This is a genomic window from Alkalihalophilus lindianensis (assembly GCF_032843265.1).
Lineage (GTDB): Bacteria > Bacillota > Bacilli > Bacillales > Bacillaceae_D > Alkalihalophilus > Alkalihalophilus lindianensis.
Genome location: NZ_JAWJBA010000001.1, coordinates 1,088,146 through 1,114,168, shown reverse-complemented (window position 1 = coordinate 1,114,168; position 26,023 = coordinate 1,088,146). Strand labels below are relative to the sequence as shown.

The window sequence follows — 26,023 nt, the reverse complement described above, 5'->3', positions numbered from 1 at the left end:
CCTTTTTCTATCACATTAACCAAAACAGAGGTGAACAGGAATGAATTCAAACTCATCCGTCATTTGTATAGGAGAGTTATTAATAGATTTTTTCTGTACAGATATTGGAATAGATTTAGTCTGTGGGCAGAATTTTGAGAAACAGGCAGGTGGTGCCCCGGCTAATGTATGCGCGACGATTGTCAAACTTGGCGGTACGGCAATGTTTAGTGGGAAAGTTGGGAATGATCCGTTTGGTCACTTTTTAAAAAAGACTCTAGATGACGTAAAGGTGGATACATCAATGCTTGTGTTAGATGATGAAAATCCTACAACGTTAGCATTTGTCTCGTTAAAGGAGAATGGAGAAAGAGATTTTGTTTTTAACCGAGGGGCTGATGCCTTTTTATCTGAAGAAGAGCTAGATCAAGACAAACTAAAAGAAGCGAGCATTTTGCACTTTGGCTCAGCGACGGCTCTCTTAGAAGACCCGTTTCGTTCTACTTATTTGAACTCGATTCAATCGGCTAAAAAAGAAGGGCAGTTTATCTCATTTGACCCTAATTATCGCTCAGACCTCTGGAAAGGAAGAGAATCCATTTTTGTGGATCTCGTTAAGCAAGGAATCGCCCTAGCTGATTTTGTCAAAGTCAGTGATGAAGAACTAAGCATCATTTCTGGTGCTGACGAGCTAACAAAAGGTGTTCAAGTTCTCCATCAACTTGGAGCATGCTTAGTTGCTGTGACATTAGGGAAAAACGGAACACTGATCTCGAATGGAGAAGAGCAAGAGATCATTCCTAGTATAAAAGTTACTTCGATAGATTCTACAGGTGCAGGCGACGCCTTTGTCGGTGCTATGCTTTTTCAATTAGCTATGGAAGAAGAACCAAAGAAAACAATAGGGGACTTTGACCAAATCAAAAAGATCACGACTCTCAGTAATAAGGTAGGAGCAATCGTTTGTACGAGAGTAGGAGCCATATCTGCGATACCAACAAATGAAGAGGTTTTTCAAAAAGGGTGACAGTATTTGGTGTTACGTCATGTACTAGATGAAGTCTTAATTGAAGCATACAACAAAGCCGTTGAAAATGGTCTAAATGAAGAGTTTATAGAAATATTGGAGATGGAGTTAGCAAAAAGGGGGGGCTCTCTTTCAGCCTCTTAATCATTAGTAGAAAGGGTTAAAGCCCGAAAGTTATTGGACCCATATGAAGCAAATTTTGAGTCACTATTATCCTGTTTTAAGATTCTTGACGAGGTTGTCGTTTTTTATGAAGACAAGATACGTACTAGTTGTTGTTACGGCACTGATTATGATTGTAGGGTATGTTAGTGAAACAAGGTCAGATGTTGCCTCGTTCGCTGCTGTTACTGATGATTATTACACAGAAAAATACCGTCCGCAATATCACTTTTCAACTCCACAGGGGCGACTTGCTGATCCAAATGGACTCATTTATTTCGAAGGAGAATATCACTTATTCCACCAGAAAATAGGAACTTGGGCACATGCTGTCAGTAAGGATATGCTTCATTGGGAGCACCTCCCCATTGCGTTAGAGCATGATGAACTGGGCCAGGCTTTATCAGGAACTTCAGTCATCGATTGGAACGATACGACTGACTTTTTTGATGGAGAAGCAGGTATGGTAGCTATTTATACAAGTACAGAGGGAGGCGAGTCTCAAGGGATTGCTTATAGCAAAGACAATGGACGAACGTGGGAGCGCTATGAAGGAAATCCAGTCATTGAAAATCCGGGAATAAAAGATTTCCGTGATCCGAAAGTATTTTGGCATGAAGAAACGGAAAAATGGGTGATGGCTGTCACTACGGATAAAAGTGTTACATTTTATAACTCTCCTAACTTAATTGATTGGCAATACCAAAGTAAATTTGGCGTAGATGAACAAGGCAATGAGCACGGTACTCATGTTGCTGTATGGGAAACGCCGGATTTATTCCGTTTACCGGTCGATGGGAATGAAGAAAAGCAAAAATGGGTGCTTACAGTAAGTGTTGGAGACAATCATGTCACGGACGGGTCGACCAATCAATATTTTATTGGAGAATTTGATGGATATACATTCACAAATGATAACCGACCTGAAGAGGTACTAATTACAGATTTTGGTCAAGATTTTTATGCAGCTCAGTCATTTAACGAACTTGCAGAGGGGGACGATCGACATATTTGGTTGGCGTGGATGGCTAATTGGCGATACCCTTATCAGTCGCCGACCTATCCTTGGATGGGCTCGATGTCGATTCCACGTGAAGTAACTTTAAGAACAGTTGAGGACGGTAGCATTCGCTTATTCCAAGAGCCGATTAGGGAATTAAAGGACATTCGTGCAACCGAACATTCGATAGACTCTTTTACTTTAGAGGGGGAACAGGTAATAGAAGACTTTTCTGGAGTATCCTACGAGTTTGAAGCAGTTATCGAATGGGAAGTAGTTGAACAATTTGGGATACGCCTCCGACAATCTGCTGAGGAAGAAACGGTCGTTGGTGTTGATCTGAATTCAGAAACTATTTTCCTAGATTGAACGAATGTAGGACTTGATTGGTTAATTGATAGAAATGGTGAACTATTTCAATTTGGAAAACGGTTTGAAGCAGACTTTCTGGCGGAGAGAGAACAGATTAAAATTCGCGGTTTGGTGGATGAATCTTCAGTTGAACTCTTTATCGATGACGGAGAAATAGTTTTCATAAATTTGATTTATACAAAACCGACCAATAATGGTATTGAGTTGTATGCAGAAGGTGGTAGTGTTGAGGTCGTCTCACTCGATTTCTACCATTTACATTCGACGTAGCGTGAGGCTCCGGCTGAAGGGGAAATCGAACGAAATGTGGTCAGTGAAGAGTATTTGAATGTAAACATTGGCGAGTCAAAGGAGATTATTGCAAACGTTAAGCCAGATTGGTTAGGTGGAATCGAGTCACTTGAGTGGGAAGTAAGTGAGCCAGGAATGGTCGAAATGAACAAAATCGATGATAAAACTGTATTGATCACCGGTGTTGAGCCAGGATTAACAAACCTAACGATATGTGATCCGAATGGAGATAGTTCAAAAGAAATGATTATTCGGGTTTCAGATGGCAACCATTCAGCAAAGAATTGAAAGACAAATTGCTGAGGAGGTAAAAGAAGAGTTGGTCAGAATGGCGAATTATATTATCGAACACGAGACGGAGTCATTGAATAAATGACAGCTAAAAGGATGATCAATACACTCAATAGATAATCGTATAAAAAATGCTTTTTTCAGATTTTGAGAGACGCATTTTTTACGGGTAGAAAAAAATAGTACAGGATAAGAGCTGACTCAATCAGAAAGAGAAACATCGAAAAAATAATAGATACCATTTGAATGGTTTTCTAACTCAGGGTCGTATAGTATTGTATTTTAATATGTAATTGGGACAGTACATGCTAAGTTTTAAAAATTTGAAATAAACGAACGTTGAAGGAAGGGAGATAAATGAAAAAAAGTGCTATTCATGGTTTGACGGTGATTTTTGGTATGGCCATTGTGGTGTCTTTCTTTAGTCCTTTCTCTAGTGACCATGAAGATAAAGATGATACAAGTAATGGTACGGATCAAATAGAGCTGACATTCTTGCTCAATTATGGAACCCCTTCGGAAAATCCAGCATATGAAGAATTAATTTCTAATTTTGAAGAAGCTCATCCTAATATGATTGATATGCAACCGATCCAATATGGTGAATATGCCAAGTTATGAAGGGATGAGGAAATATGTAGAATTGCAATTAAATCATTATTTGAAAAAAAAAGGGGGGGAGAGCCCAGTACGGGTCATACATAAGAAACCTAGTAACGCCCTCGCATTATTGAGTTTGTGAGGCAATACTTAATGTGTTTCGATAAGAAAGAATTTTAGAGGGGAGAGGCCAACCCCTACTCCCAAAACCTCACATTAATCTCAACCACCTCAGACCTGCTTCCAATTCGAAATGGGGGTCCCCATATTCCATATCCAGATGAGACAATAGTATGAAGCTCATCTACTTGTAAATGGCCATAGTGATTTTCATAGATAGCGTTCGTGATCAAATTACCAGGAAACAACTGCCCTCTATGGGTATGACCTGATACCATCACATCAACTCCGGCTGCACTTACTTCATCAAATTCTCCTGGCTGATGATCAACTAATAAGATAGGTTTGTCATGATCCAATTCTTCAGTAAGTTCTGCAATAGTTAATCGGTCGCGATCAGTGTAATCTTTTCTTCCCACAATATAAAAAAGGTCATCAATATTCGTAACCTCATCTGTTAACACTTCAATATCTACTTCATTCATTTCCTCTATGAAAGTAGGAATATCATCACTGTAATATTCGTGATTCCCTAGTACCGCATAAACCCCCAATGGAGCTGTTAGTCCTGCCATGATTTCACCTAGGTTATATTTATAATAGGGCTCTATACTATTATCGATAATATCACCCGCTAGTAAGATTATGTCTGGTTCTACTTCATTTGAGTGGTTGATTAGTTTTTTAATCGTTTGAGGTCCAATGGTATCGCTTATATGAATATCTGAAATCAGTAGAATCTTAAGTTCATTTAGTTCGGTTTCCTTAGCTAGTTCAATCTCATAAGGTACAACGACAGGGTTCCACATGTTTATGGAGCCATAAGTGAAAACAAATACATAAAAAGCAAGGACACCATAACCGAACCATTTTATTCCCCTTTTTTTAATGAGAAGGTATACGATATTCAAGAGAGGAAATAGGATCAAACCGTATCCAAATACCACTAACCAAATGTAACCAACCCATCGCAGGCTGGAAATGGAGAACATCACAGCGATGAAATAGGAAATAGAAATGAAGAATAAGGCGATGAAATAGGTTCGTTTAAACCGAAACCCAAAAGATTTCTTAAGCCAAACCCAGCCATTATAGGCAACGTAGAAAGTAAGTGCAAAATAAACTAATAGAGATGCAATGATCATTATGATTGGCATGAAGAGATACTCCTATATTTTTAATTTTTATAGTGAACACTTTCCATCATATCATTAGTTTTGCATTAACTCATTTCTAAAGAACTAGACCTATTCATAGGTATATAGTGGAACAGCGGGTCATATTGTGAAATGGCTCTAACCATATAAGTAAAGAATCGAGCTAAATGTTCGTTCGGGTTTGTATTTTGGATAATTTAGGGTATCTAGTATACAAGTGGTATTAAGTATGGATTTTTGTTAAAGGAATTTTAATGAAGAAAGGAAGAGGTAGATGAAAAAAGCTTTTGCGATATGCACTTTTTTACTTCTGCTAGCTGGTTGTGCTGAAGACGATCACCAAGATTCGGTAGTGGAGCAACCAGATTCAAACGAGCAAGATAACGTTACAGATGAGGAGAACAATGAGGGGATAGAGGTGCTAGCCGAAAACCTTGAAATTCCTTGGTCGATTGAAAAAACAGAAGATACATTCTACTTAACGGAAAGAACAGGAAGCATGATAAAAATAGAAGGTGGAGAAATGGAACGGCAAAATGTCCAGCTAGAGAAAGAACTTGCGACAGCTGACGAAGCAGGGTTATTAGGATTTGTGCTCGCACCCGACTTTTCGGCGTCGAATCTAGCTTTTGCTTATTATACTTATGAAGATAGCTCTGGACAGTTTAATCGAATTGTTACATTGCGCTTGAAGGACGATATTTGGAAGGAAGAGAGCTTGCTTCTTGATCAAATTCCAAGTGGTACATACCATCATGGGGGCAGAATTAAAATAGGGCTTGATGGATATCTATATGCAACGGCTGGAGACGCATCGGACCCAGCTCTAGCACAGGACCTTGACTCATTAGGCGGGAGTATATTAAGGATGAATCTTGATGGAACGATTCCAGATGATAATCCATTTCCTGATTCGTACATCTATAGTTATGGACACCGGAATCCTCAAGGAATAACTTGGTCGTCTGATGGCACGCTTTATTCAAGCGAGCACGGTAGTAGTGCCAATGATGAAATCAATGAAATCGAAGGCGGTCAGAACTATGGCTGGCCGGTGATTCAAGGAACTGAGGAACAAGAAGGAATGGTTCCTCCGTTATTCACTTCTGGCGCCGATACAACTTGGGCACCATCAGGAATGGATTTTTATGAAGGGAAATTATATGTGGCAGCACTAAGAGGGACGGCTGTATTAGAATTTAACCTGGAAACAGGGGAACAACGTGAAGTGATAACGGATTATGGTAGAATACGTGATGTGTTAATAGAAGAAGACTCCCTTTATTTCATTAGCAACAATACAGACGGACGTGGTAATCCACAGGAGAATGATGACAAGCTGTACAGAATCTCTCTTTCTGAAATAGAGTAAATTGAATGCTTTTTAAACGTCTATTTATTAGCCGCAATAAACGACCAAAAGATACAATTACAAAACCGAAACACCAGAAGGGAGCTGACTTGATATCAGCTCTTTTTTTACTGTTTATTCCAAAAATCACTTGCTTCTCGTTAACTGCATATGATAATCTAAATTTACAGATTGATGATCTAATAAAATAGATCGAAAGGATGAACGGATATGACACATCAAAAAAAATCGGCAGACATATCGGTCGAACAGGCAAAGTTATTAGGAAATGCTTTGCGTGTGAAGATTATGAAACAGCTATTAGATAAGCCAAAAACGTCGAAACAAGTAGCAACGCAGCTTGGTCACTCGCCAGGAAATGTTCATTATCACATTAAAAAACTATATGAAGGAGGGCTGCTTGAACTAGTTGAGGAAAAACCATTTGGCGGTGTTGTGGAGAAATACTATCAAGCCGTGGCGAGCCGGTTTAATTCACCCGGAGGAGCGATGGACCCTGTATTAAAAGAAGGATTTCAGTCCCGTGATTCTTCTCTGATAAGTATTCGTTTAGAATTAACCACTGAACAAAGAAAGAATCTGCAAGAAGAATTTTTGGAATTTTTAGAGTCATGGGTGGAGAAATCTTCTCAATTACCTGCTAACGAAAAAACAGAGGAGTTCAGTGTTGGGGTTAAGATCGTCTCGACTGAACCAAAGGAGGAAAAGGAATGAAACTGTTTTTGAATCGCAATTTTGCCTGTATGTTTTTTGGTCGGATCTTAACCAATGTCGGTGACAGTTTATACGCTGTTGCCGCTATGTGGCTCGTTTATGATCTGGGAGGCTCGACCTTCTATACTGGGCTTGCAGGTTTTTTAACGATCCTTCCCAGAATGATTCAACTTCTCTCAGGACCAATTATTGATCGACTACCAATAAGAAAACTCCTCATCACGACGCAACTTACACAGGCTCTTCTGCTCTTAATCATTCCTGTCGCTTCTTACTATGGTTTTCTAACAGTTACTCTCGTACTAATCATTTCCCCCATCTTAACTACTCTAAATATGTTTGTGTATCCAGCACAAATGGCTGCACTCCCATCTCTTGTTGAAAGTGATGATCTAACAAAAGCAAATTCTTACTTTACCGTTGCCTATCAAGGTATTGAAATAGGCTGTAACGCCATTGCAGGAATACTAATTGTTGCCATCGGTGCCGTATCGATTTATGTTCTTGACTCGATTATGTTTATGGTTGGAGCCATTTTGTTCTCCCTATTACGAGTACCAGTGGCTGAGAAACGACAAGAGACATCAGCGAAAAGTATCAGTTCTTTCTTAAGCACTTATGTGACCGAGTTAAAAGAGGGAGTAGGTGTGCTTTTTAATAAAACGTTATCAAAGCTCTTGTTAGGGGTGATCGGTATTAATCTCGTCGGTGGAGCAACATTTGTTGTTCTTCCAGCTTTCAGTGACTATAAGGGAGGAGTAGAGATTTACGGGTTCCTTCTCATGGCACAAGCTGCAGGAAGTCTGACTGGTGCTCTTTTGACCCCGTATCTAAAGCTTGAACGATTTGGTTTGGGAAGGGTGTATGCTTATTCGTTTATGATTAGCGGTATTCTTTGGTCTATCGCTATTTTTAGTCCGTGGACGTGGCTAGTCGTCACCCTTTATGGTCTTGCATGGCTTCCAGGTGGTATAACGAATATATTAATTAATACAGTTCTTCAAAAAGGCATCCCTAAGAAACTACTGGGCCGTGTATTCTCAGCTGCATATAGCGTCAGCGGAATTGCACTTCCATTAGGCTCATTAGCCGGCGGGGTTCTCGGCGTATACATTGGTAGTCAATACGTGATCGCGCTAAGCGGAATCGTCGTCTGTTGTGTGGGTGTATTTTGGTTAGTCGATAAACAAACGAGAAACCTTCCTAAAATCAATGAAATTAACGAAACCACTTTTCAAAAAGAGGCGCCAAAAGAAATCATTTTGACAGAGACAGTTTAGAGAAAAATGAAAGAACGAATGTAGGAATGGTAGGTTTTTATGGTAAATTAATCATAATGATGAGTAAAAAAGAAGAGGAGAACTAAATATGCCAACGAAAAATAAGGAATTATCAGTAGAACAGCGTGAAGAATTACTAAACAAGCTAAAAAAGCGTTTTGAGAAAAATCTCGATCGTCATGAAAAGCTAAAGTGGGCAGACGTCCAAGCTAAACTTGAACAAAATAGTGAAAAGCTGTGGTCAATCCATGCAATGGAAGAAACAGGCGGAGAGCCAGATGTAGTTGGGTATGATGCTGAAAAGGGCGAATATCTTTTTATGGATTGTTCAAAAGAAAGCCCTAAAGGTCGCAGAAGTGTATGTTACGACCGGGCTGCACTTGAGTCCAGAAAGAAATTCCCACCAGAAAATACGGCGTTAGATATGGCTTCTGAAATGGGGATTGAGCTTTTAACAGAAGATCAATATAGAGACTTGCAGAAGCTAGGAGAATTTGATTTGAAAAGTTCTAGCTGGGTAATGACACCGGAATCGATTAGAAACCGTGGAGGCGCGTTATTCTGTGATCGTCGCTATGATACGGTCTTTCTATACCATAATGGAGCAGATTCCTACTATGCAGCGAGAGGTTTCCGCGGTTTCCTAAGAGTTTAACTTTTAGGAAGAGAGCTGTATTTAAAGACGTAAATTAAAGTAATAAAACAACGAGCGGCTATACGGGGTTAGGATTTGAACGAAGTAATGACGTTGTCGTCATAAGTGTGACAAGCAAGGAACGAACAGAAGAGCAAAAACAATTATTATATCAGTTAATAGTAAAGGAACTAGGGGAACAATGTGGAATACAGCCAAACGATATTATGATTTTACTCGTTTCAAATGGAAATGCGGACTGGAGCTTTGGGTACGGTGAAGCCCAATTTTTAACGGGTAAATTGTAATAAGTAAGAGCAGAATGAAAAGCGAGGGTCCTTTTGGGGATCTTTTTTTTGTGTAAACAATGAACAATAATAGATTTTTTAGAGTATCTCTCGTCCAATTGCTACAAGCATCCTAGAATGGAACAGGAACACTAGAATTGGGAAATCCCCCGCCTTATGGGTAAAATGATGGTGCCACTTTTAGGGAACTGGAGATCTTTGAAGTATGGTTTTTTAGTGGCTGCCGTATTTACCCTGTTAACACCTCTTGTTGATTCGAAGTGGTTGTTGATTTCAGTTCAGGGATTTAGCGGTTTTGCCCTAGGTGTGTTGTTTCCTTTGCTTTTAGGGATGTCGATTGAATCGATTTCCCCTGAGAAAAGGGCAACGGCAATGAGCGTTTATCAAGCCCTATATGCGCTTAGGATGTTTGTTGGGCCTTTTGTGGCAGGTATGTTAAGTTCGAGTTTTGGAATTGCAGCTGGGTTTTACTTTACTGGCCTACTAGGCTTAACTGCTTGTGTATTAATAGTTTTATGGGAGAAAAAGAAGTCGGATAAAGAGTCTAAAACATATTCGTTGAGCAGTTAGAGTCGATAGCAGAAAAGGGTCTGTCTGAAAATTAGTTATGGCAGATAGTGAGAAGAATGGTTGGTAGGTGATGCAACGATAATGTAATAGTAGTGAGATAAAAGCCTTTGGATCTGAAAGGCTTTTTTGTTACGGTCCTTCGAAAACCTCTGTATGACGCATCATTAATAGTCTATAACAGTTATTTCACATCTTGTGATGTTAATGAATCAAGTGTATCTTCTTTCGTTTTAACTGGCTTAAAGCGTTCATGTACTGGGTCACTAATCCAATTCTAAAGGTAACAATATCGCAAAAATGCACAAATCGTCCTAATCCTAACATTCGCTGTAACTGGAGACGTCTTTTTCATGAAGCATAAAGCCTATATATCCTCTAAATAGGTCTAAATTAATTTGTGACGCCTTTATCTCGTCCTCTAAATATTCCATAAGGTAAGCAAAGTGTTGATGATAATCACTGAGCGTCCTTTTGCTTAACCCTTCAATCTCCTTGAACGATATGAACCTCTCAAACATATCCGAAAGGGCTAAATTAGATCTCGCTTTTAGTAATTGATTCCGTTTGGTCGAAGTACGACTATACTTTCGTAAAACTGGCTTATTAGACATGAAAAAACCTTCTAAATTATTTATAGTAGTAAGAACAACAAGATAAATTAATGCGTATTGAACAACAAATTGTAGAAGTTATTTGGAAAAAACAGAGCTCAAGAACGACAGTATAGTTAGTATACTGCAAAGGAAAAGCACCTACTCCCTGCCAGGATAGGTGCTTTATCTGATCTTTTTTTCATCCTCATTCTATAAGTGTATCGGGTAAGATACAAATTATTTTTAATACTTTGTACCTAAATTGTCTACACGATTTAACGGGTATTTAAATAGAAATTTATGCTTTGCGACCTTTTACACTACCAATTCACTAATCTGATGGTATCTCCCTCTTTAATTGTAAGTGTTTATTATTAGTTAAAATAAATACTTACTATGTAATTATAAAATCTGACTTAACAAGAAGAGGGGATATTGTGGAAAATTCAATCCAGAGATATAATGTTGAATGGGTAGGAGGTGTGCAGATGGAACATAACGACAGATTAATTGCCCTAATCCAATATTTTGAATCTAAGTTAGGTAGAGAATTAAAAGAAGAAGAGATGAATTTACTTAAAGAAATGCTCATCTGGCAACAAATTTCTTCTCGTTAACTCCTCTTTTAAAATGTTCAAAAAGTCAGCATCTAATTTATATCTAACTGCTTTTCGATAAGCTTCCAATAAAATAGTGTCACTAACAAATTTAAGGCTCATAGATATCCCTCCAGTTCATAGTTTCTTCTAGGTTTGGTACCCGGTTGTTTATAAATAGGTTCTCCTAGCAGCAACTATCCCAATTACAATTCTGAAGGCGACTGATGAGCATTTCTTGATGTAGAATTCTATCACGTTCTAAATTAAATATCCGAGGTTCTGATTCTCATTTATATTCGGATTGTACTGGTAACAAAGTAGGGGTTGCCGCATAAAAGAACATCTATCTTATACTAGATAGATGCCCTTAAAAACATAATTGATGTACGAACCTAGTCTCAATAGCCCTATTGATTATAAGATTTTCTTCCTCGCATGTCTATATCAATTTTAACTATTTCCATAAGACTTCAATATATCCCTCACATTATTAGCCATCACATGAGAAAGAACTTCATTTCTTGTTTTTGTCCTTTAACCACAACAAGATAGTTGGAGTATTTCACACTGGATGATGAATCCACTCCTAATTCATGAACTGTAATCCCTTTTCTATTACTCGCCTTCTCATAGGTAGGTAGATGTATTTAAAGATCAATTCATACTTATTTTTAGGTGCAATCATAAACAAAGACCCCCGTCTTTTTGTTTTATTATATACGAATATTTGTTCGTGTTTCGAGTTGGAAAGAAGCCCACACATTATAGAGACTAAAACTTTCTATGAGCACCACAATATGATTAGGCGATAACCCTTGGTAAAGGTTGTCGCTATTTTGAGTTAGTAACCAATGGAACACAAAAAACCTTCTTGCCATAATAAGAGGACTTTTTGGTTAGGGTACGCATTTTTATTATAAAGTAATTCTTAATAACAGCTGAAATTTTAAAAAGGTAATGATTGGTTATATGCTAAAATAAATAAGAAAGTATTCATGAACAACTTATTAGTGAAACATTATTGAGTAGGAATAAATAGATGTTTAAGGGATGTGATTGATTGTGACTAATAACCTATTAACTAAAACAAAAATGTCCGAGTTGGTTGGTTGGTCAGAAGCTAATGGAAGACGCTGGGTAAAAAACCTTAAGGAATATATCCCTACTGTTACTAGCCAAAACAGAATTATGTACACAATGGAATCTTTAAGGATAATGAAGTTTTTTAAGAGATTAAATGAGGTAGGTCTAACAATTCCTGAGATCAAACAAATCCTAAGTAAAGAGGGACTACCTAAAGATGAACTTGAGGAGCAGAAAATAATTGAACAGTGCAAGGCAACAAGAGAATTTAAAAATTACAATGAAGAAATCAAAGATACAATCCCTTCTACTGGGGAAATGATGATTCCCTATTTAAAATTAATAAGAGATGGGAAAGCATATACAGCTAGTGAAATTACAGAGAAGCTAGTCGAATACTTCAAACTAAGAGCAAAGACTAATAAAATATGATCAAAATAAATCCGACATAATCTTTCTTTCTAAAGTGAGAAGCGTTAGATATAGCTTAAAAAAAGAGAACTATATTGATGAAGTCAATAAACTCACTTATCAAATTACAAATGAAGGTCTTGAGTTACTAAAGGAAAGTAAGGGTGAAATCAAAGAAGAGATTGAAGAATTAGAAAAGGTGATAGATCCCTTAACAATAGTAAAGGGAAAATTGGACGAATTAAAGAATGAATTAGCTAATAATTTATTGAAGCAATTACAAAGTATCCACTGGATGAAATTTGAGGATATAGTCGTTGAGTTACTAACAGTTATGGGTTATGGAGATGGAAAAGTTACACAAAGATCTAACGATGAAGGACTAGATGGTGTTATCAAAGAAGATAAACTTGGTCTTGATAATATATATGTTCAAGCTAAGCGTTATGCTGCCAACAATTCTGTTGGTCGAGACGTTGTTCAAAGTTTTTCAGGTGCATTGGATGGTAAAGGGGCAAGAAAGGGTGTGTTTATGACAACTTCTAGCTTTACAGAAAATGCCAGAAAATATGCTGAAAGGTTAGAAGCGAAGAAAATTATACTAATTGATGGAACAAAATTGGCAAAGTTGATGATTGATCATAATGTTGGAGTAGATGTCAGCAATACATTTGTGGTTAAGGCAATTGATTATGATTACTTTAAAGATGAATAGTATTGGGTGTTAAATATTTTGTCACAGTCGTTAAGATTAGTCAAGGATGAAAATATATGAGTGAAGGTAGAAAATAGTAAAACTGATTCCAATTAGTATTGTTGATTTTGATGTATTGGGTCTTGTGATATTGTAAATTTATTTTATTTATGTATCTTTTGCTCAATTTCAGCTTGTGCAACTCCATCAATGTGCTCAGGTAACATTCTGCGAGCGCATTCCAAACGCATATTTAGAATCTTTAACAAGTTTATTTTGGAATATAAGAGCACCTCAATTATGACATATATACTCGTGATATAAGAATGTGCGTTCTTATTGAATTGAAAAAGAAAAGCCTTCTTTAATAAAGGCTTCATTTGAATATTCCTTTTAATGGAGAAAAGCTATTATGTTGTCTTCTTACATCCATGTCAGTCATTTGTATATATTTTCTGACCATGTTCATATGACCATGACCTAATATTTTTTGAAGGCCAAAGGGATCACCACCGTTCATTATATAAAGTAGTGCTCCAGTCTTCTGATTTCTTAACCGTCATAAAGGCATTAAACATCTCAAAAAGAGTCTTTTCGTTTAATGAATTATTTGATGTTTTAACTTGCCCCTTAGACCGTTTAAATTTTCTTAAAGTAGATTTACTCATGAAAAATAGCCTCCTATAAAGATTTTTAGGAGACTACAGATAAAACAGTCGATACGGTCTTAGCAGTCGGACTGTATCGGTCTTATGTATTTCGTTTAAAAAACCGTGTTGGACTTACCATATAAACTAAGTCATCTCAAGTCAAAAAAACCCTTGTAACCCTTGATGTATAGGCTTTATTTGGCGGGACTGTGTAGGAATCGAACCTACCAGAGACGGCACGCGCCTCTCGAGCGGTTTTGAAGACCGTGACGAACACCAGTGTCGCAGCCAGCCCCATGCTTGTTTTAAGACGCTCTTTATTATGCACGAATGGTTTATGTTTTTCAAGCGAAAATACTTCTTATTGTCATGAATGACGACTAAAACGAGATAGGCAGTCATAAGATTTAATAGTATACTGGATTGATTGTCGAAAAGTGTGTAATGGGGGAGTCGGCGTGGAGAGCGAGAATAAGAAGAGTTTTATTACTAAAGCGTTCAATAAGAGTATGGGGATCATCCTAGCCATATCTGTACTTTTCATCATTGGTGCAACTGTCATCGGGTATAACATGGGTAACAATAACGCAACGACTGAGTTAGAAGGAGAAAAAGTTACCTTAGAGGAGATCAAACAACAAATTGTAGCCTATGAGCAAGAACAAATGGGACATGAGGAGAAAACAGCTGAGAGCAAAGCGGATTATGCGTCTAAGAAACAAGAATTAGATGATTTGAGTGAAGAGTACCGAGAAGTGAAAGCATTAGTGAGAAGAAGTGACGAGCTATCTAGCCAAATTAAAGAGATAGAGCAATCATTAGAACAGAAAGAATCAGAAGTGAGTTCACTAGACGGAGAACTTAGTGAGAAACACTCTGAATTAGAGCAACTAATAAATAGCATTGTTGAAAAGAAGGAAGAGCCGAGAGTCCTTTCAGCCGGGGTATTTACAGTAGGAACAGATCTTCCTGCAGGTCGATACAAAATCGAGCCCAACGGAGGCAGTGGCAACTATTTTGTAAATGGTGGAATGAAAACAAATATCATTTTAGGGAAAGGTGATAGCTTCTACTTATCTGAATATATTATGGCCTTTTCAGATGGAGATGAAATTGAAGCGACTTTGCCGGTCAAATACACACCAGTTGAATAATGAATCTTATTAAAAGTCATCGAATCTCGATGGCTTTTTTCTTGTTTTTAGCCTGTAGCCAAGACGACCAATTTTCTCGTTGATGAACTTCTTGACGTCTGATCACAACAAGCATAGCAGAGAGTGTTCCGTAATAGTAATGGCGAATGCCTTTATCAATTCGTCCATGTTTGTATTTTTTGATGGTTTTTTTGAAGGCTTGAATGATCGTGGGGAGGTAGTCTTCAATTGGGTTGTCTAATAGCATGCGGTTGTAAACAGACTTTGCTGTTCCCTATAGTTTGTAAGTGAAGTTTTCTTCGAGGTCTTCGAACGCTTGTAGCAAGGTAATAAATCGAGGAGATATATCAAATAGAGAGGGTGATGAAACGGTAGTTTGCTCCTCTTTTGTACGAATCATTTGATTTTGAACTTTAGCTTTATCATTTAAAAGAACTTTAGAGGCTGAATTGGAGGGTTTCATGCTTGTTGGTGTCAGCCTTTTTCGCTTGTTGACGGTTTAGCAATTTTTCCTCGCATATATTGTTCGATATGACCAGAATTCATGACTGGCACTCTCCTTATTCAAAAGTCAGAGCATGAAAACTCTCTAACTAGTACATAGCTTCTTCGACGAATGAAAAGAGGTGAGGTCTGTGTGAATCTTTTTGGCAAATCTCTTTAAACAGACTTAGCGCGTGTAGTATGATAAGACGACGTACATACGGATCACAAAGGAAGTGGCTAGTTTTGAAAAAACATTACACGATCGGAATGGCTGGACATATTGATCACGGCAAGACCTCTTTAACCAAAGCATTAACGAATGTTTATACAGATCGTTTAAAGGAAGAGCAGGAGCGTAAGATTTCAATTGAGCTTGGCTATGCACCGCTTTCCTTAACTGATGAGATGGAAGTCTCGATTATTGATGTGCCAGGACATGAGCGCTTTATTAGGCAAATGATTGCGGGTGTCGCTGGGATTGATATGGTGATGCTTGTGATTGCGGCTGATGAAGGAGTGATGCCGCAAACGCGCGAGCATTTAGATATTCTCACTTTATTAGGGATTAAACGTGGGGTGATTGTCGTCACGAAGATCAATAAAGTGGACGAGGAAATGTTAGAGCTTGCCCAAATGGATATCGAGGAATCGATTGAGGGCACCTTTTTAGAAGATCAACCATTCTTTTTTGTCGATAGCATAGAAGAAGTGGGCTTAGATCAATTAAAAGAAGGCTTAATCCATGAGCTGACGAATATTCCTGAACGAAATGCCAATGGTGCATTCAGACTCCCGATCGATCAAGTGTTCACTGTCCACGGACAAGGGACTGTGGTCAGAGGCACCGTTTATGAAGGAATGGTCCAAGAAGGGGACATGGTCGAAGTATTACCCCAGGGTGGATTAGTGCGTGCGAGACAACTCCAAGTGCATCATGAAACGAGAGCATCCGGACAAGCTGGGCAACGGGTGGCGATCAATTTAGGTGGAATTGAGAAGTCAACATTGAAGCGTGGGGATGTCATTTGTGCACCGAGCCAATATGAATCAACAGAAACGATTGATATCGCCTTGCAAACAGTGGCTGATCTTGATCATGTCATTAAACAACGCCACGCGATCAAACTGCATCTCGGGACGTCAGAAGTGTACGGAAAAATTGTCTTTTTCGACCGGAATGAATTGACGGCTGATAAAAATGAAGTGCTATGTCAATTGCGATTGGATGCACCTGTGGTCACAAGAAGAGGGGATCGTTTCATCATCAGACGTCCTTCTCCAATGGAAACAATCGGCGGAGGTCAAGTAATTGATGCCCATGGAAAACGGTATAAATTCGGTGAGGAAACGATTTGCATGCTTGCGAAGAAAAGCGAGGGTACGCCAGAAGAATTGATCACGGACGCTCTGCTCGAGAAAAAAGTGCTATCTATTAAGGATTTAATTTCACATACCGGATTACAAGCAGAAACGGTCGAATCCGTCGTTAATGGAGACGCATTTGTGAAGCTTAATGGCCAAGAGGTGACAAGCACGGATGTGTTGAATTTAGTAACGAGGACGATCCAGCATGATCTATCTACGTATCATGACGAATTTCCAATGAGAAAAGGAATGTCTAAAGCGGAACTGATTCAAGCGAATAAATCGACGTTCTCAAAAGGGTTAGTCGAAACGGTGATTGATCGCGAGGCAGAGAAACAAACGATTAAAGTAAACGGGCCAACGATATCTCTAGCTGATCATATCCCACATCCTCCACAAAAGTGGGAGAAACGAGTGTTCAATGTATTAAATACTTTAGAAAAAGAAGACTTTAAAGTGTCGCCACTATTAGAGCATCTAGCGAACCAACAGCTGCCATCTAATTTGACCGACGAACTGATTCATTATGTTACACAAGAGGAGCTCGTATATGGTTTAGATGAGAAGTTATTTATTCATCATGTGCCATTTAAAGAGATGGTCTGTCAATTAAATGATGAGACAAGTGAGCGTTTCAGTTTGCAGGAGGCGAAGGAAGCAACTGGTTTATCACGTAAGTATTTAGTGCCGTTTTTAGAGAAGCTGGATGAATTAAAGCTAACGAAACGTGAGGAACAAGAAAGAACCTGGATGACGGGTCATCTTGTGGAATGGATGAGCGAGTAATATGAAGATCTTATTTTTTACACCTTACTACAAACAAAATCGTGGAAATGCGACGACAGCGAAACGAATTGTGCATGGGCTACGTCTCATGAATATAGAAGTGTTTGTTTTTGCTTATGAAGAGGAGAATTGGTCTCATCAGTGGCAGCAGATCCTTCTAGAAGTAGATTTGTATCATATTCTTCATTTAAGAAGATTTGCCAGCTGGCAGAAACAGCAGGAGATCTCGTTAGAAAAAACCTATGTGCTTACTTCAGGGGGCACAGATATCAATGAAGATTTAGCTGACGCCTATGCTCGTGAGTTAATGGGTAATGTAGCAGATGATTCTTGTTCTGTTACCGTGTTCACAGAGGATGGGAAGCGAAAAATAGAGTACTCTTATCCTGAACTAGCAGAACGAACGCATGTCATACCGCAAAGCATTTGGTTACCTGATGCGAAACAGACAACGAATGAGTTGCCAAAAGGAGATCCAGTGATCGTGCTTCCTGCTGGATTACGAGCTGTTAAAGATATTTTCTATTTATGGGAAGCATTCAAAGAGCTTGCTGCAGACTATCCCGAGCTTAAGGTTGTATTTGTAGGGGCTGTATTAGACGATTCACTGTTAACAGAAGTGAATGTTCGAGAAAAAAATAATTCTTGGTTTAGCTATATCGGCGAAGTATCTTTAGAGGAAATGCATCATATTTATGAACAAGCGGATATTGTCATTAATTCTTCCTTATCAGAAGGTCAACCGACTGCCTTGCTTGAGGCAATGCACGCAGGTCGGGTCGTGATCGCTCGTGACATCCCCGGTAATCGAAGTGTTGTGATTGATCAAGATAATGGCTTTCTCTTTCATTCGAATCAGCAATTTAAAGCAATTGTATGTGAGTTAATGTCTGACCCGCTCAAAGCCTCAAACGTTGCTGCACAAGGCCGCCGCTATGTGGCTAACCATCATCAACTCACTACTGAAATCAGTGCGTATGTGGATGTCTATCGTCATTGTATACGAAAGGCAACTAACTAAAGGGGGGATTAGGATGGTTCGTTTGGTTTACTACTATGCTGTGATGTTCATAACACTTGTGATGATGATTGGGGGTGGGGTCGCTATGGCGATGAATCTCTCTGATCTTGTCGCTCCGAGTCCTTATTATTATTCGTATCAAGATTTTAAGATGAATCAGGAATCAACACCGAATTTTGATAAAACAGAAGAAGAACTTCGTATCATGTATGAACAGATGCAAGAAGAGCAAATCGAGATGCAGCGAACCCAAGCCATCAATCAGTTACTGAAAAACATTGCCTGGGTCCTCATTCCCCTTCCTTTTTTCTTTCTTTCACGTAGACAATTGAAAAAAGAGTGAAACACTGAATCTACTGCCACATAAAAAGGGACATTTCTTTACAAATGCCCTCTGTGGTGGTAGATTCATTTCATGTGAAAAAGTAGGAAACGAGTAGAATGGAGAGATACAATGAAGAAGTGGTTTGTAACAGTTGGACTAGCCTTTACACTTGCAGCATGTGGTGGTGATGAGGCCCCTGCACCTTCAACGGATGAAGCTGATAAATCTACAGGTGGAGAAGCGTCAAGTGAAGTGTTTGAAGTAGCCGTCATTCCATCACAATCAACAGGTGAAATGGAAACGGGCTTGAATAATTTAGAAGAACATTTAAACGAAGCATTGGACCGTGAAGTAGAGGTCGTTCAATATCCAAACTACAATGCCGTCGTGGAAGCGTTAAATTACAATCATATTGACTTAGCTTTTCTTGGCCCACTTACTTATTTAATTGCTCACGAACAAAGCGGTGCACAAGCGATTATTACGCAAGAGATTGATGGAGAGCCGTATTATTACTCTTACATCATTACCCATGCAGATTCTGAGTGGGAAACACTTGAGGACATGCTTGAAGATCGCGCGGACGTTAACTTTGCATTTGCTAGTAACTCCTCGACATCTGGACATTTAATCCCAGGGTTAGAGCTTAGAAACCGTGGTCACTACGAAGATGATCTTGACAATGAATTTGCTCAAATTCAATTTGCGGGATCACATGATGTCGTAACAACGCTTGTGCAAGATCAAACCGTTGAAGCCGGTGCAGTCGATAGTGCGATTTTAGAATCACTAATGAAAGATGATGAAGCAAATGGTGGTTCATTGCGTGAGGACATTAAAGTGATTTGGCAGTCAGACCAGTTATATCAATACCCTTGGGTTGTACCGAGTGAAATGACTGAGGAAGAAATTGAAAATATCCGCGCTGCGTTTTATGACATTACAGATGAAGAAATTCTTCGTATTTTCGGTGGGGCGTCTTCATTTGTAGAAGCAGATGATACCCAATATGCAGACGTACTTGAAGCTGCACGAGAATTCGATATGTTAAAGCTAGAAGAATAGGGGAGTCGTTATGGTTTGGTTCAAGCCTAGATATCTTTTCTATCTTCTTTTCTTAATTATTGCGATCTGGTGGAGCATGAATATGACGGGATTTGAGTGGAGAAAATTCGCTCAAATCCCGAATATTTTTGAAATGGTGCGCTCGCGCTTTTTCCCAGTAGAGTGGTCGTTATTCCCGAGAATGGCACGTGAGAGTTTAGTGACGCTTGCAATGGCTTTTTTAGGAACGTTTTTTGCGTTGCTTATCGCCTTGCCGCTTAGTTTTTTAGCAGCTCGAAATACAAGTGGATCAAGAATGATGTATGGTTCTGTTCGCTCATCATTGAGTGGATTGCGTTCAATTCCTGAGATCGTCTTTGGACTGATCTTTGTGACGGCTTTTGGCCTGGGGCCATTTGCTGCGGTGCTGGCGATTATTTTGCACAATATTGGTGTGTTAGGAAAGCTGATCTCAGAATTAATTGAAGCGGCCGATGATGGTCCTCAAGAGGCGATGAAATCAGTGGGGGCGACGAGGTGGGTCGGTCACTTATTTTCGATTCTTCCGCAAATTTGGCCGAATATCCTATCGCATTATTTCTATCGCTTTGAAGTGGCGATCCGTACCTCTTTAATCCTTGGTTTTATTGGGGGAGGAGGTATCGGGCAGCAGTTATTTAACCACTTCCAAAGCTTCTATTACACGGCTGTTGCTCTTGATATCATCTGTATTATGATCTTGGTCATCATAGTCGATGTCGTTGGCGGACGAATTCGAGCGAGAGTGATTTAAGGAGAATCGATGATGCTAGAAATTTCTGATTTAACCGTTACGTACCCAAAAGCAACGGAGCCAGCCCTTGATCAGGTGAATGTCTCGATGAATAAAGGCGAGTTCATTTGTATTTTAGGAAGAAGTGGTGCAGGGAAATCAACGTTTATTCGCTGCATCAATCGTCTCATTAAACCATCAGCTGGTTCTATTCAATGGAATGGGACAGAGTTAACAAGTTTAAGTGAACGAGCGATGCGTGAAGTTCGTTCTGAAATGGTGATGATTTTTCAACACTTTAATTTAATTCCGAGAATGTCTGTTTTTCAAAATACACTCACCGGTTCATTTGGCAGCCGCCCAGCTTATAAAAATCTACTCGGTTTATTTGACGAGAAGGAATTAAAAAGCGCCAATCAAGCGTTGCAGGAAGTTGAGCTTGATCGATTCCGTGATCAACGAGTTGAGGCCCTTAGCGGTGGTCAAAAACAACGAGTAGGCATTGCACGGGCGTTGATGCAAAAGCCAAGTCTTGTTTTAGGCGATGAGCCTGTTGCAAGTCTTGATCCAACAACGTCGGAGCGAATTTTTCAATTGCTGCGAAACATTCATGATGAGCGGAATTTGCTTACGTTGATTAATGTCCATGATGTAGAGCTTGCGAAGAAATTTGCGACTCGCATCATTGCGTTTAAAGAAGGTAAGCTAATCTTTGATGATCAACCAAGTGCGTTGACAGATGAAATGTTTGCGAAGATTTATCAATAAAAAACGATTCAGCCGATTATTGGCTGAATCGTTTTTTTAGGTTGTTACGTAGAGTGGAAATTCTTTTTTTGCTGTGACTGAGCCGATGATCTCTGCCGTTAATCCTTTGCTTTGCATCGCTGTTACGTATTGATGAGCTTCATCTTCTGTTAAGCTTACGAGCAAGCCACCTGATGTGATCGCATCACATAGAATGCTTTTATCGACATCCGAAATCTCTGGTGCATAGTGAACAGATGATGCAATCCAGCGTTCATTGGCTTTTGATCCGCCTGGAACGATTCCTTGCTCAGCCAATTCTCTTGTTCCTTCTAGCATCGGAACAGATGAAGATTGAATCTCAAAGCTGATCTCACTACCTTTTGCCATCTCTAAGCTATGGCCAAGTAAGCCAAAGCCTGTTACGTCCGTTACGGCATGAGGGTTAAGGCCTTCTAAGATTTCAGCAGCCACTTTGTTAAGCGAAGCCATTGTTTGTGTGACCGCTTCTTCTTGCTCAGCTGTTACGGCTTCACGCTTAATACCAGTCGTTAAAATGCCGACTCCAATTGGCTTAGTTAGAACAAGTAGGTCACCAGGTTTAGCACCGACGTTTTTAAAAATGCGATCAGGATGCGCAAGACCAGTCACCGATAAACCGAACTTCGGTTCTTGGTCATCGATAGAGTGTCCACCGACAATAATCGCACCAGCTTCCTTCACCTTATCGGCAGCGCCGCGTAAAATATCAGCGAGCATTTCAGGTGGAAGTTTTTTAATCGGGAAGCCAACAATGTTTAGAACAGTCGTCGGTTTGCCACCCATTGCATACACATCACTTAAGGCATTGGCAGCTGCAATCTGACCAAACATATATGGATCATCGACAACAGGAGTAAAGTAGTCAACCGTTTGAATCATTGCAAGCTCATCAGTTAAGCGATAGGCTCCTGCATCATCGGATGTTTCTAGCCCAACTAGTAGGTTAGGGTCATGTGTTTGTTTTGGTAAATGACGCAAAACTTGCGTCAGGTCTTCAGGACCAATTTTGCATCCTCAACCAGCTTTTGTTGAAAATGATGTTAAGCGAATCTTCTCTTGTTTGTCCAACGAGGACACCTCCTAGCTTCTAATCGTCAAAAGACGATAGGGGATGCGCATATTGTTTTGCATCCTACTACATCTTATCCTACAATAGAGATGAAAAAACTGTAAAGGAGTTTGATTTAGGATGAAATACACAGTTTCTGTTGAATTTTGCATGATGTGAAACTTTGCACCAAAAGCCGTGAGTTTCACGGACGATATTTTAGATCATTTTAAAGGACATATTGCTGAAGTGAAATTAGTGACAAGTTCTGGTGGTGTGTTTGAAGTAGTAGTAAATGGGGAGACACTTCACTCGAAAAAGGAAACGGGTGTTTTTCCAAAGTCAGATGATGTCATTAAGAAAATGGAAGCATTGAATAACTAATCGAAAAAGCACCTTTCTAGGTGCTTTTTCCCCTTCAATATGAAGGAGAAAATCACCCAAGTAAAGGAGCAACATACATATGCATCAATCATTATTAAGACAAATTCCGCCGATTCATGAATTACAAAAATCAGAAGCTTTCAACAAGGTTAGGAACGATTCATCAGTTTCACATGACAAGGCAACGGAGTGGTTACAAGAGGCGGTCGCTGAAGTAAGAGCGCAAATGCTTGCAGATGTGTGGGACGTGAATTCTACGATAGAAAATGTGATCATGCAAGCTGTTTCAGAACGCCTTAGTAAGCACTCAAGCTATACGTTTAGACGTGTTATTAATGGAACAGGTACAGTTCTGCATACGAACTTAGGCAGAGCGAAACTTAGTGAAGAAGCGCTGAAGCAAGTGAATGTGGCGGCATCATCCTACTCCAATTTAGAGTATCAGTTAGAAAAAGGGGTACGAGGTTCTAGACATGATTTGATTGAAGAAATCGTCAAAGAAGTAACAGGTGCCGAAGCGGCGATGGTCGTTAATAACAACGCGGCGGCGGTCTACCTCGTATTAAAAGCTTTAGCTACTGAAAAAGAAGTGATCGTATCTAGGGGAGAGCTTGTTGAAATTGGCGGTTCGTTTCGGGTGTCGTCGATTATGAAAGAAAGTGGTGCTACGCTAGTAGAGGTTGGCACGACAAATAAAACTCATTACAAGGATTACGAGGAAGCAATTACGGATGAAACGTCGATGATTTTGAAGGTTCATACTAGCAACTTCAAAACAATCGGCTTCACAAGCGCAGTAGAAGCAAGTAAATTGGTTACACTATCAAAAGCAAAGGATGTCATTTTATATGAAGATTTAGGAAGTGGCGCTCTTTATGATCTTAGAAAACATGGGATAGGTGATGAGCCGCATGTCAAAGAAGCGTTAGGTAGCGGTATTGACCTTGTCACATTTAGTGGTGATAAGCTGCTTGGAGGTCCTCAAGCAGGGATCATTGCGGGAAGAAAGCATTTGATTGATCAATTAAAGAAACATCAATTAGCGCGTGTGTTGAGAGTTGACAAAATGACTCTGGCAGCCCTTGAGGCAACGTTGAAAGCCTATGTGGATTCAAAAACGGCCTTGAGTGAGATCCCTACGCTTCAGATGATTACAAAGACTCAAGAAGAAGTGAAGCAAGAAGCAGAACAGTTTAGAAGCATGCTTCAAGAAAAGTGGGAGTGTGAACTCGTTCAAGATGTCTCGATGGTCGGCGGAGGGACGATGCCAGATGTGGAGCTTGCTTCATGGCTATTGCTCCTTGCTTATCCAAACAAAAAGACGGTTGAGATGATTGAAGCATTACGAGTGGGCGAGCCGGCCGTTGTAACAAGAATAAAAGATGATAAAATCGCTTTAGACTTTAGAACGATTGCCAGTAGCGAATACGAGGATCTAGTACGTCAGTTAGAGCGAGCAAAGGAAGTGTAAACAATTGAATTCAAAAACAAGTGCACAATCAAAGACGGTCTTAACAGATATTGTCCTCCCACCAGATACAAATTATCATGGCACGATTTTTGGTGGTAATGTGATGGCGTATATAGATAAGGTAGCTAGTATTGCAGCTATGCGTCATGCAAGGTCTCAAGTTGTAACGGCATCAAGTGATAGTTTAGACTTTATTTCACCGATTCGAACGGGTGAAGCCATTTGCTTAGAAGGGTATGTATCATATACCAGAAAAACATCGATGGAAGTGTTTGTGAAGGTAGAAGCTGAAGATTTGATTACAGGAGAAAGACGTTTAACGGCTACTTCTTATTTAACATTTGTTGCTTTAGATGAGAATGGGAAGCCCAAAGTAGTACCACAAATCATCCCTGAATCGGAAGAAGAAAAATGGCATTATTCAGGCGCGGAAGAACGATATGAGATCCGGAGAAAGCGTCGGAAGCAAGCAAAGGATCGAGAGAAACAATAAGAGGAAAGGCACTCTTGCGTAGTAGAAGAGTGCCTTTTTTATCGTGGTTTAACCTTCGCCGTCTGTTTGCCCTACATGATTGGCTTTCTTGACTTTTTTAGAGCCGCTCATCGGTTCTGGTTGTCCTGGGTTATTTCCTTTAGGTGCATTTTTACGTTGGCTTTTAAATGTGTTACGTTCAGTCATCTTCATCCCTCCTAATCGTTAGTATGAGGAATTCTTTAATCACTATACGAATATTTAATGGGATTTTTCGAAACCTAAAGGTGTAGTAACTAAAGGAGGAATCATGAGATGCCACATCACAAAGACAAACAACAAGCTTTTCAAGCAGCCCAGCAAGCACTTGTTCAAGCAGAACAAGCTGTAGGGAACATCAATAGTCACGCAGCAGATTATGGACATCATACAAAGCGCGCTGAGCAAGAACTAGATGAAGCCACTCAGCAGATCCAAAAAGCGTTAGGAGTCGCTTCAGAGCACCAAAGAGCACAATTAGAGCAATACCAACAGCAATTAGAAGAATTACGCTCACAAATGTAAACATAAAGCACCAGACACTCTCCTAAGCGTGAGGCATCTGGTGCTCATTTTGTTGTTTCTATTCGAATCCGCACCTGAATCGGGCGAAATCGCCGAACATTCGGGGGAAGTTAGACTACAATCGGGCAAATCTACACCCTGATCAACCGAACCCAACCCGCAATCGCTCGAACCGCTTACTGGCGTTTCTTTGTCTTTTTGTTGTTTTGACGTTCCATTTCCGTTAAAGGCTCGTTTGCTGATTCTTGGTTGAATTGTGAGTTATAGCCCGTTCCTTTTCCTTGACCACTTGCATCATTCATACCTGAAATAATGTGATTTGATTTTTTCTTTGTCATGACGTTCACCTCCATTTTTATTGTGTGCAATTAGACAAAATTCTTACGCGGCAGCTGAGAATTTGAGTTTTTTTACCGAATTGTCTACAAAATTTCA

At 39.6% G+C, this 26,023-nt stretch carries 30 protein-coding genes, 1 tRNA gene and 3 pseudogenes; 25 read left to right on the top strand and 9 right to left on the bottom strand.

Annotated elements, in window-relative coordinates; genetic code table 11:
- The first annotated feature begins 40 nt into the window (after window positions 1-40).
- From RYX56_RS06210 to RYX56_RS06190, 5 genes and pseudogenes are all read left to right on the top strand, one after another.
- Complete coding sequence (locus RYX56_RS06210; protein ID WP_317121190.1) at window positions 41-1,006, top strand: carbohydrate kinase family protein; 966 nt, start codon at window positions 41-43, stop codon at window positions 1,004-1,006.
- 9 nt (window positions 1,007-1,015) lie between these two features.
- Window positions 1,016-1,150: a sporulation histidine kinase inhibitor Sda gene (gene sda / locus RYX56_RS06205; RefSeq protein ID WP_317121316.1), complete on the top strand. Its 135-nt coding sequence runs from the start codon at window positions 1,016-1,018 to the stop codon at window positions 1,148-1,150.
- 43 nt (window positions 1,151-1,193) lie between these two features.
- Window positions 1,194-2,810: pseudogene (locus RYX56_RS06200) on the top strand (glycoside hydrolase family 32 protein).
- A 36-nt stretch (window positions 2,811-2,846) separates the two neighbouring features.
- Window positions 2,847-3,119: a pilus assembly protein N-terminal domain-containing protein gene (locus tag RYX56_RS06195; RefSeq protein WP_317121189.1), complete on the top strand. Its 273-nt coding sequence runs from the start codon at window positions 2,847-2,849 to the stop codon at window positions 3,117-3,119.
- Window positions 3,120-3,479: 360 nt separating this feature from the next.
- Window positions 3,480-3,743, top strand: a complete 264-nt coding sequence (locus RYX56_RS06190) for a hypothetical protein (protein WP_317121188.1) — start codon at window positions 3,480-3,482, stop codon at window positions 3,741-3,743.
- Between the two features lie 176 nt (window positions 3,744-3,919).
- Here the strand turns inward: RYX56_RS06190 and RYX56_RS06185 are convergent, their stop codons facing one another.
- A complete protein-coding gene (locus tag RYX56_RS06185) occupies window positions 3,920-4,999 on the bottom strand; it encodes a metallophosphoesterase (RefSeq protein ID WP_317121187.1) in 1,080 nt (359 codons plus the stop codon).
- 274 nt (window positions 5,000-5,273) lie between these two features.
- Here RYX56_RS06185 and RYX56_RS06180 point away from each other — a divergent pair, with 274 nt between their 5' ends.
- The 6 genes and pseudogenes from RYX56_RS06180 to RYX56_RS06155 all read left to right on the top strand — a co-directional run bounded on the left by RYX56_RS06180 (window position 5,274) and on the right by RYX56_RS06155 (window position 9,877).
- The gene (locus tag RYX56_RS06180; protein WP_317121186.1) at window positions 5,274-6,371 is read left to right on the top strand and encodes a PQQ-dependent sugar dehydrogenase; all 1,098 of its coding nucleotides are present in this window, start codon (window positions 5,274-5,276) and stop codon (window positions 6,369-6,371) included.
- A gap of 210 nt (window positions 6,372-6,581) precedes the next feature.
- Complete coding sequence (locus RYX56_RS06175) at window positions 6,582-7,085, top strand: ArsR/SmtB family transcription factor (RefSeq protein WP_317121185.1); 504 nt, start codon at window positions 6,582-6,584, stop codon at window positions 7,083-7,085.
- Complete coding sequence (locus RYX56_RS06170; RefSeq protein WP_317121184.1) at window positions 7,082-8,365, top strand: MFS transporter; 1,284 nt, start codon at window positions 7,082-7,084, stop codon at window positions 8,363-8,365. Before RYX56_RS06175 ends, RYX56_RS06170 begins: the two co-directional genes overlap by 4 nt.
- 88 nt (window positions 8,366-8,453) lie before the next feature.
- Window positions 8,454-9,020, top strand: coding sequence for a DUF4256 domain-containing protein (locus tag RYX56_RS06165; RefSeq protein ID WP_317121183.1), 567 nt, complete (start codon window positions 8,454-8,456; stop codon window positions 9,018-9,020).
- A 62-nt stretch (window positions 9,021-9,082) separates the two neighbouring features.
- A pseudogene (locus RYX56_RS06160) lies at window positions 9,083-9,307 on the top strand (tautomerase family protein); the annotation flags it as partial.
- A gap of 156 nt (window positions 9,308-9,463) precedes the next feature.
- Window positions 9,464-9,877, top strand: a complete 414-nt coding sequence (locus RYX56_RS06155) for an MFS transporter (RefSeq protein WP_317121182.1) — start codon at window positions 9,464-9,466, stop codon at window positions 9,875-9,877.
- Window positions 9,878-10,194: 317 nt separating this feature from the next.
- On the opposite strand, the gene RYX56_RS06150 is transcribed toward RYX56_RS06155, so the two are convergent.
- Window positions 10,195-10,488: a site-specific integrase gene (locus RYX56_RS06150; RefSeq protein WP_317121181.1), complete on the bottom strand. Its 294-nt coding sequence runs from the start codon at window positions 10,486-10,488 to the stop codon at window positions 10,195-10,197.
- Window positions 10,489-10,958: 470 nt separating this feature from the next.
- Between RYX56_RS06150 and RYX56_RS06145 the strand changes: the two genes are divergently transcribed.
- Complete coding sequence (locus RYX56_RS06145) at window positions 10,959-11,087, top strand: hypothetical protein (RefSeq protein WP_317121323.1); 129 nt, start codon at window positions 10,959-10,961, stop codon at window positions 11,085-11,087.
- Here the strand turns inward: RYX56_RS06145 and sda (RYX56_RS06140) are convergent.
- Window positions 11,043-11,189, bottom strand: coding sequence for a sporulation histidine kinase inhibitor Sda (gene sda / locus RYX56_RS06140; RefSeq protein WP_317121180.1), 147 nt, complete (start codon window positions 11,187-11,189; stop codon window positions 11,043-11,045). The genes RYX56_RS06145 and sda (RYX56_RS06140) overlap by 45 nt on opposite strands.
- 942 nt (window positions 11,190-12,131) lie before the next feature.
- On the opposite strand from sda (RYX56_RS06140), the gene RYX56_RS06135 reads away from it, so the two are divergent.
- Together RYX56_RS06135 and RYX56_RS06130 are read left to right on the top strand one after the other, a co-directional pair.
- Window positions 12,132-12,584 carry a MerR family transcriptional regulator gene (locus RYX56_RS06135; RefSeq protein WP_317121179.1) on the top strand — a complete coding sequence of 151 codons (453 nt, stop codon included), beginning with the start codon at window positions 12,132-12,134 and terminating at the stop codon, window positions 12,582-12,584.
- A 34-nt stretch (window positions 12,585-12,618) separates the two neighbouring features.
- Window positions 12,619-13,278 (top strand): restriction endonuclease, encoded by a 660-nt coding sequence (locus RYX56_RS06130; RefSeq protein WP_317121178.1) that lies wholly within the window; start codon window positions 12,619-12,621, stop codon window positions 13,276-13,278.
- Between the two features lie 485 nt (window positions 13,279-13,763).
- Here the strand turns inward: RYX56_RS06130 and RYX56_RS06125 are convergent, their stop codons facing one another.
- Complete coding sequence (locus RYX56_RS06125) at window positions 13,764-13,925, bottom strand: hypothetical protein (RefSeq protein ID WP_317121177.1); 162 nt, start codon at window positions 13,923-13,925, stop codon at window positions 13,764-13,766.
- A 181-nt stretch (window positions 13,926-14,106) separates the two neighbouring features.
- Window positions 14,107-14,203 (bottom strand) — tRNA-Sec (locus tag RYX56_RS06120).
- A 162-nt stretch (window positions 14,204-14,365) separates the two neighbouring features.
- Here RYX56_RS06120 and RYX56_RS06115 point away from each other — a divergent pair.
- Complete coding sequence (locus RYX56_RS06115) at window positions 14,366-15,061, top strand: hypothetical protein (protein ID WP_317121176.1); 696 nt, start codon at window positions 14,366-14,368, stop codon at window positions 15,059-15,061.
- A gap of 16 nt (window positions 15,062-15,077) precedes the next feature.
- On the opposite strand, the gene RYX56_RS06110 is transcribed toward RYX56_RS06115, so the two are convergent.
- A complete protein-coding gene (locus RYX56_RS06110; RefSeq protein ID WP_317121175.1) occupies window positions 15,078-15,308 on the bottom strand; it encodes a hypothetical protein in 231 nt (76 codons plus the stop codon).
- A gap of 482 nt (window positions 15,309-15,790) precedes the next feature.
- On the opposite strand from RYX56_RS06110, the gene selB reads away from it, so the two are divergent.
- The 6 genes from selB (at window position 15,791) to phnC (ending at window position 21,628) form a co-directional block, all read left to right on the top strand.
- Window positions 15,791-17,698 (top strand): selenocysteine-specific translation elongation factor, encoded by a 1,908-nt coding sequence (selB, locus tag RYX56_RS06105; protein WP_317121174.1) that lies wholly within the window; start codon window positions 15,791-15,793, stop codon window positions 17,696-17,698.
- 1 nt (window position 17,699) lies between these two features.
- Entirely contained in the window at window positions 17,700-18,719 is a 1,020-nt protein-coding gene (locus RYX56_RS06100; RefSeq protein ID WP_317121173.1) for a glycosyltransferase, read from the top strand.
- A gap of 13 nt (window positions 18,720-18,732) precedes the next feature.
- Entirely contained in the window at window positions 18,733-19,062 is a 330-nt protein-coding gene (locus RYX56_RS06095; protein ID WP_317121172.1) for a hypothetical protein, read from the top strand.
- Window positions 19,063-19,173: 111 nt separating this feature from the next.
- Window positions 19,174-20,109, top strand: a complete 936-nt coding sequence (gene phnD / locus RYX56_RS06090; RefSeq protein WP_317121171.1) for a phosphate/phosphite/phosphonate ABC transporter substrate-binding protein — start codon at window positions 19,174-19,176, stop codon at window positions 20,107-20,109.
- 10 nt (window positions 20,110-20,119) lie between these two features.
- Window positions 20,120-20,881: a phosphonate ABC transporter, permease protein PhnE gene (gene phnE, locus RYX56_RS06085; RefSeq protein ID WP_317121170.1), complete on the top strand. Its 762-nt coding sequence runs from the start codon at window positions 20,120-20,122 to the stop codon at window positions 20,879-20,881.
- A 12-nt stretch (window positions 20,882-20,893) separates the two neighbouring features.
- Window positions 20,894-21,628, top strand: a complete 735-nt coding sequence (gene phnC, locus RYX56_RS06080) for a phosphonate ABC transporter ATP-binding protein (protein ID WP_439108466.1) — start codon at window positions 20,894-20,896, stop codon at window positions 21,626-21,628.
- A gap of 36 nt (window positions 21,629-21,664) precedes the next feature.
- On the opposite strand, the gene selD is transcribed toward phnC, so the two are convergent.
- Window positions 21,665-22,717 (bottom strand): selenide, water dikinase SelD, encoded by a 1,053-nt coding sequence (gene selD / locus RYX56_RS06075; RefSeq protein WP_439108458.1) that lies wholly within the window; start codon window positions 22,715-22,717, stop codon window positions 21,665-21,667.
- Between the two features lie 175 nt (window positions 22,718-22,892).
- On the opposite strand from selD, the pseudogene RYX56_RS06070 reads away from it, so the two are divergent.
- From RYX56_RS06070 to RYX56_RS06060, 3 genes and pseudogenes are all read left to right on the top strand, one after another.
- Window positions 22,893-23,081, top strand: a pseudogene (locus tag RYX56_RS06070) (Rdx family protein); the annotation flags it as partial.
- Window positions 23,082-23,160: 79 nt separating this feature from the next.
- The gene (gene selA / locus RYX56_RS06065; RefSeq protein ID WP_317121167.1) at window positions 23,161-24,552 is read left to right on the top strand and encodes an L-seryl-tRNA(Sec) selenium transferase; all 1,392 of its coding nucleotides are present in this window, start codon (window positions 23,161-23,163) and stop codon (window positions 24,550-24,552) included.
- 4 nt (window positions 24,553-24,556) lie between these two features.
- Complete coding sequence (locus RYX56_RS06060) at window positions 24,557-25,045, top strand: acyl-CoA thioesterase (protein WP_317121166.1); 489 nt, start codon at window positions 24,557-24,559, stop codon at window positions 25,043-25,045.
- Window positions 25,046-25,093: 48 nt separating this feature from the next.
- Here RYX56_RS06060 and RYX56_RS06055 read toward each other — a convergent pair whose 3' ends face one another.
- On the bottom strand, window positions 25,094-25,231 hold the full coding sequence (locus RYX56_RS06055; protein WP_317121165.1) for a small acid-soluble spore protein P: 138 nt from the start codon (window positions 25,229-25,231) through the stop codon (window positions 25,094-25,096).
- A gap of 108 nt (window positions 25,232-25,339) precedes the next feature.
- Here RYX56_RS06055 and RYX56_RS06050 point away from each other — a divergent pair, with 108 nt between their 5' ends.
- Window positions 25,340-25,588 carry a hypothetical protein gene (locus tag RYX56_RS06050; protein ID WP_317121164.1) on the top strand — a complete coding sequence of 83 codons (249 nt, stop codon included), beginning with the start codon at window positions 25,340-25,342 and terminating at the stop codon, window positions 25,586-25,588.
- Window positions 25,589-25,764: 176 nt separating this feature from the next.
- Here the strand turns inward: RYX56_RS06050 and sspO are convergent, their stop codons facing one another.
- The gene (gene sspO / locus RYX56_RS06045) at window positions 25,765-25,926 is read right to left on the bottom strand and encodes a small acid-soluble spore protein SspO (RefSeq protein WP_317121163.1); all 162 of its coding nucleotides are present in this window, start codon (window positions 25,924-25,926) and stop codon (window positions 25,765-25,767) included.
- Window positions 25,927-26,023: the final 97 nt, after the last annotated feature.

Excerpts from the sequence above, each read along its gene's own strand:
- RYX56_RS06210 (WP_317121190.1), top strand. The coding sequence starts at position 41 with ATGAATTCAAACTCATCCGTCATTTGTATAGGAGAGTTATTAATAGAT.
- RYX56_RS06150 (WP_317121181.1), bottom strand. The coding sequence starts at position 10,488 with ATGTCTAATAAGCCAGTTTTACGAAAGTATAGTCGTACTTCGACCAAA.
- RYX56_RS06110 (WP_317121175.1), bottom strand. The coding sequence starts at position 15,308 with ATGCTATTAGACAACCCAATTGAAGACTACCTCCCCACGATCATTCAA.
- RYX56_RS06165 (WP_317121183.1), top strand. The coding sequence starts at position 8,454 with ATGCCAACGAAAAATAAGGAATTATCAGTAGAACAGCGTGAAGAATTA.
- sspO (WP_317121163.1), bottom strand. The coding sequence starts at position 25,926 with ATGACAAAGAAAAAATCAAATCACATTATTTCAGGTATGAATGATGCA.
- RYX56_RS06055 (WP_317121165.1), bottom strand. The coding sequence starts at position 25,231 with ATGACTGAACGTAACACATTTAAAAGCCAACGTAAAAATGCACCTAAA.
- phnD (WP_317121171.1), top strand. The coding sequence starts at position 19,174 with ATGAAGAAGTGGTTTGTAACAGTTGGACTAGCCTTTACACTTGCAGCA.
- RYX56_RS06145 (WP_317121323.1), top strand. The coding sequence starts at position 10,959 with ATGGAACATAACGACAGATTAATTGCCCTAATCCAATATTTTGAATCT.
- RYX56_RS06170 (WP_317121184.1), top strand. The coding sequence starts at position 7,082 with ATGAAACTGTTTTTGAATCGCAATTTTGCCTGTATGTTTTTTGGTCGG.
- sda (WP_317121180.1), bottom strand. The coding sequence starts at position 11,189 with ATGAGCCTTAAATTTGTTAGTGACACTATTTTATTGGAAGCTTATCGA.
- RYX56_RS06125 (WP_317121177.1), bottom strand. The coding sequence starts at position 13,925 with ATGAGTAAATCTACTTTAAGAAAATTTAAACGGTCTAAGGGGCAAGTT.
- RYX56_RS06185 (WP_317121187.1), bottom strand. The coding sequence starts at position 4,999 with ATGCCAATCATAATGATCATTGCATCTCTATTAGTTTATTTTGCACTT.
- selA (WP_317121167.1), top strand. The coding sequence starts at position 23,161 with ATGCATCAATCATTATTAAGACAAATTCCGCCGATTCATGAATTACAA.
- RYX56_RS06155 (WP_317121182.1), top strand. The coding sequence starts at position 9,464 with ATGGGTAAAATGATGGTGCCACTTTTAGGGAACTGGAGATCTTTGAAG.
- RYX56_RS06100 (WP_317121173.1), top strand. The coding sequence starts at position 17,700 with ATGAAGATCTTATTTTTTACACCTTACTACAAACAAAATCGTGGAAAT.
- phnE (WP_317121170.1), top strand. The coding sequence starts at position 20,120 with ATGGTTTGGTTCAAGCCTAGATATCTTTTCTATCTTCTTTTCTTAATT.
- phnC (WP_439108466.1), top strand. The coding sequence starts at position 20,894 with ATGCTAGAAATTTCTGATTTAACCGTTACGTACCCAAAAGCAACGGAG.
- RYX56_RS06180 (WP_317121186.1), top strand. The coding sequence starts at position 5,274 with ATGAAAAAAGCTTTTGCGATATGCACTTTTTTACTTCTGCTAGCTGGT.
- RYX56_RS06175 (WP_317121185.1), top strand. The coding sequence starts at position 6,582 with ATGACACATCAAAAAAAATCGGCAGACATATCGGTCGAACAGGCAAAG.
- RYX56_RS06190 (WP_317121188.1), top strand. The coding sequence starts at position 3,480 with ATGAAAAAAAGTGCTATTCATGGTTTGACGGTGATTTTTGGTATGGCC.
- RYX56_RS06050 (WP_317121164.1), top strand. The coding sequence starts at position 25,340 with ATGCCACATCACAAAGACAAACAACAAGCTTTTCAAGCAGCCCAGCAA.
- RYX56_RS06095 (WP_317121172.1), top strand. The coding sequence starts at position 18,733 with ATGGTTCGTTTGGTTTACTACTATGCTGTGATGTTCATAACACTTGTG.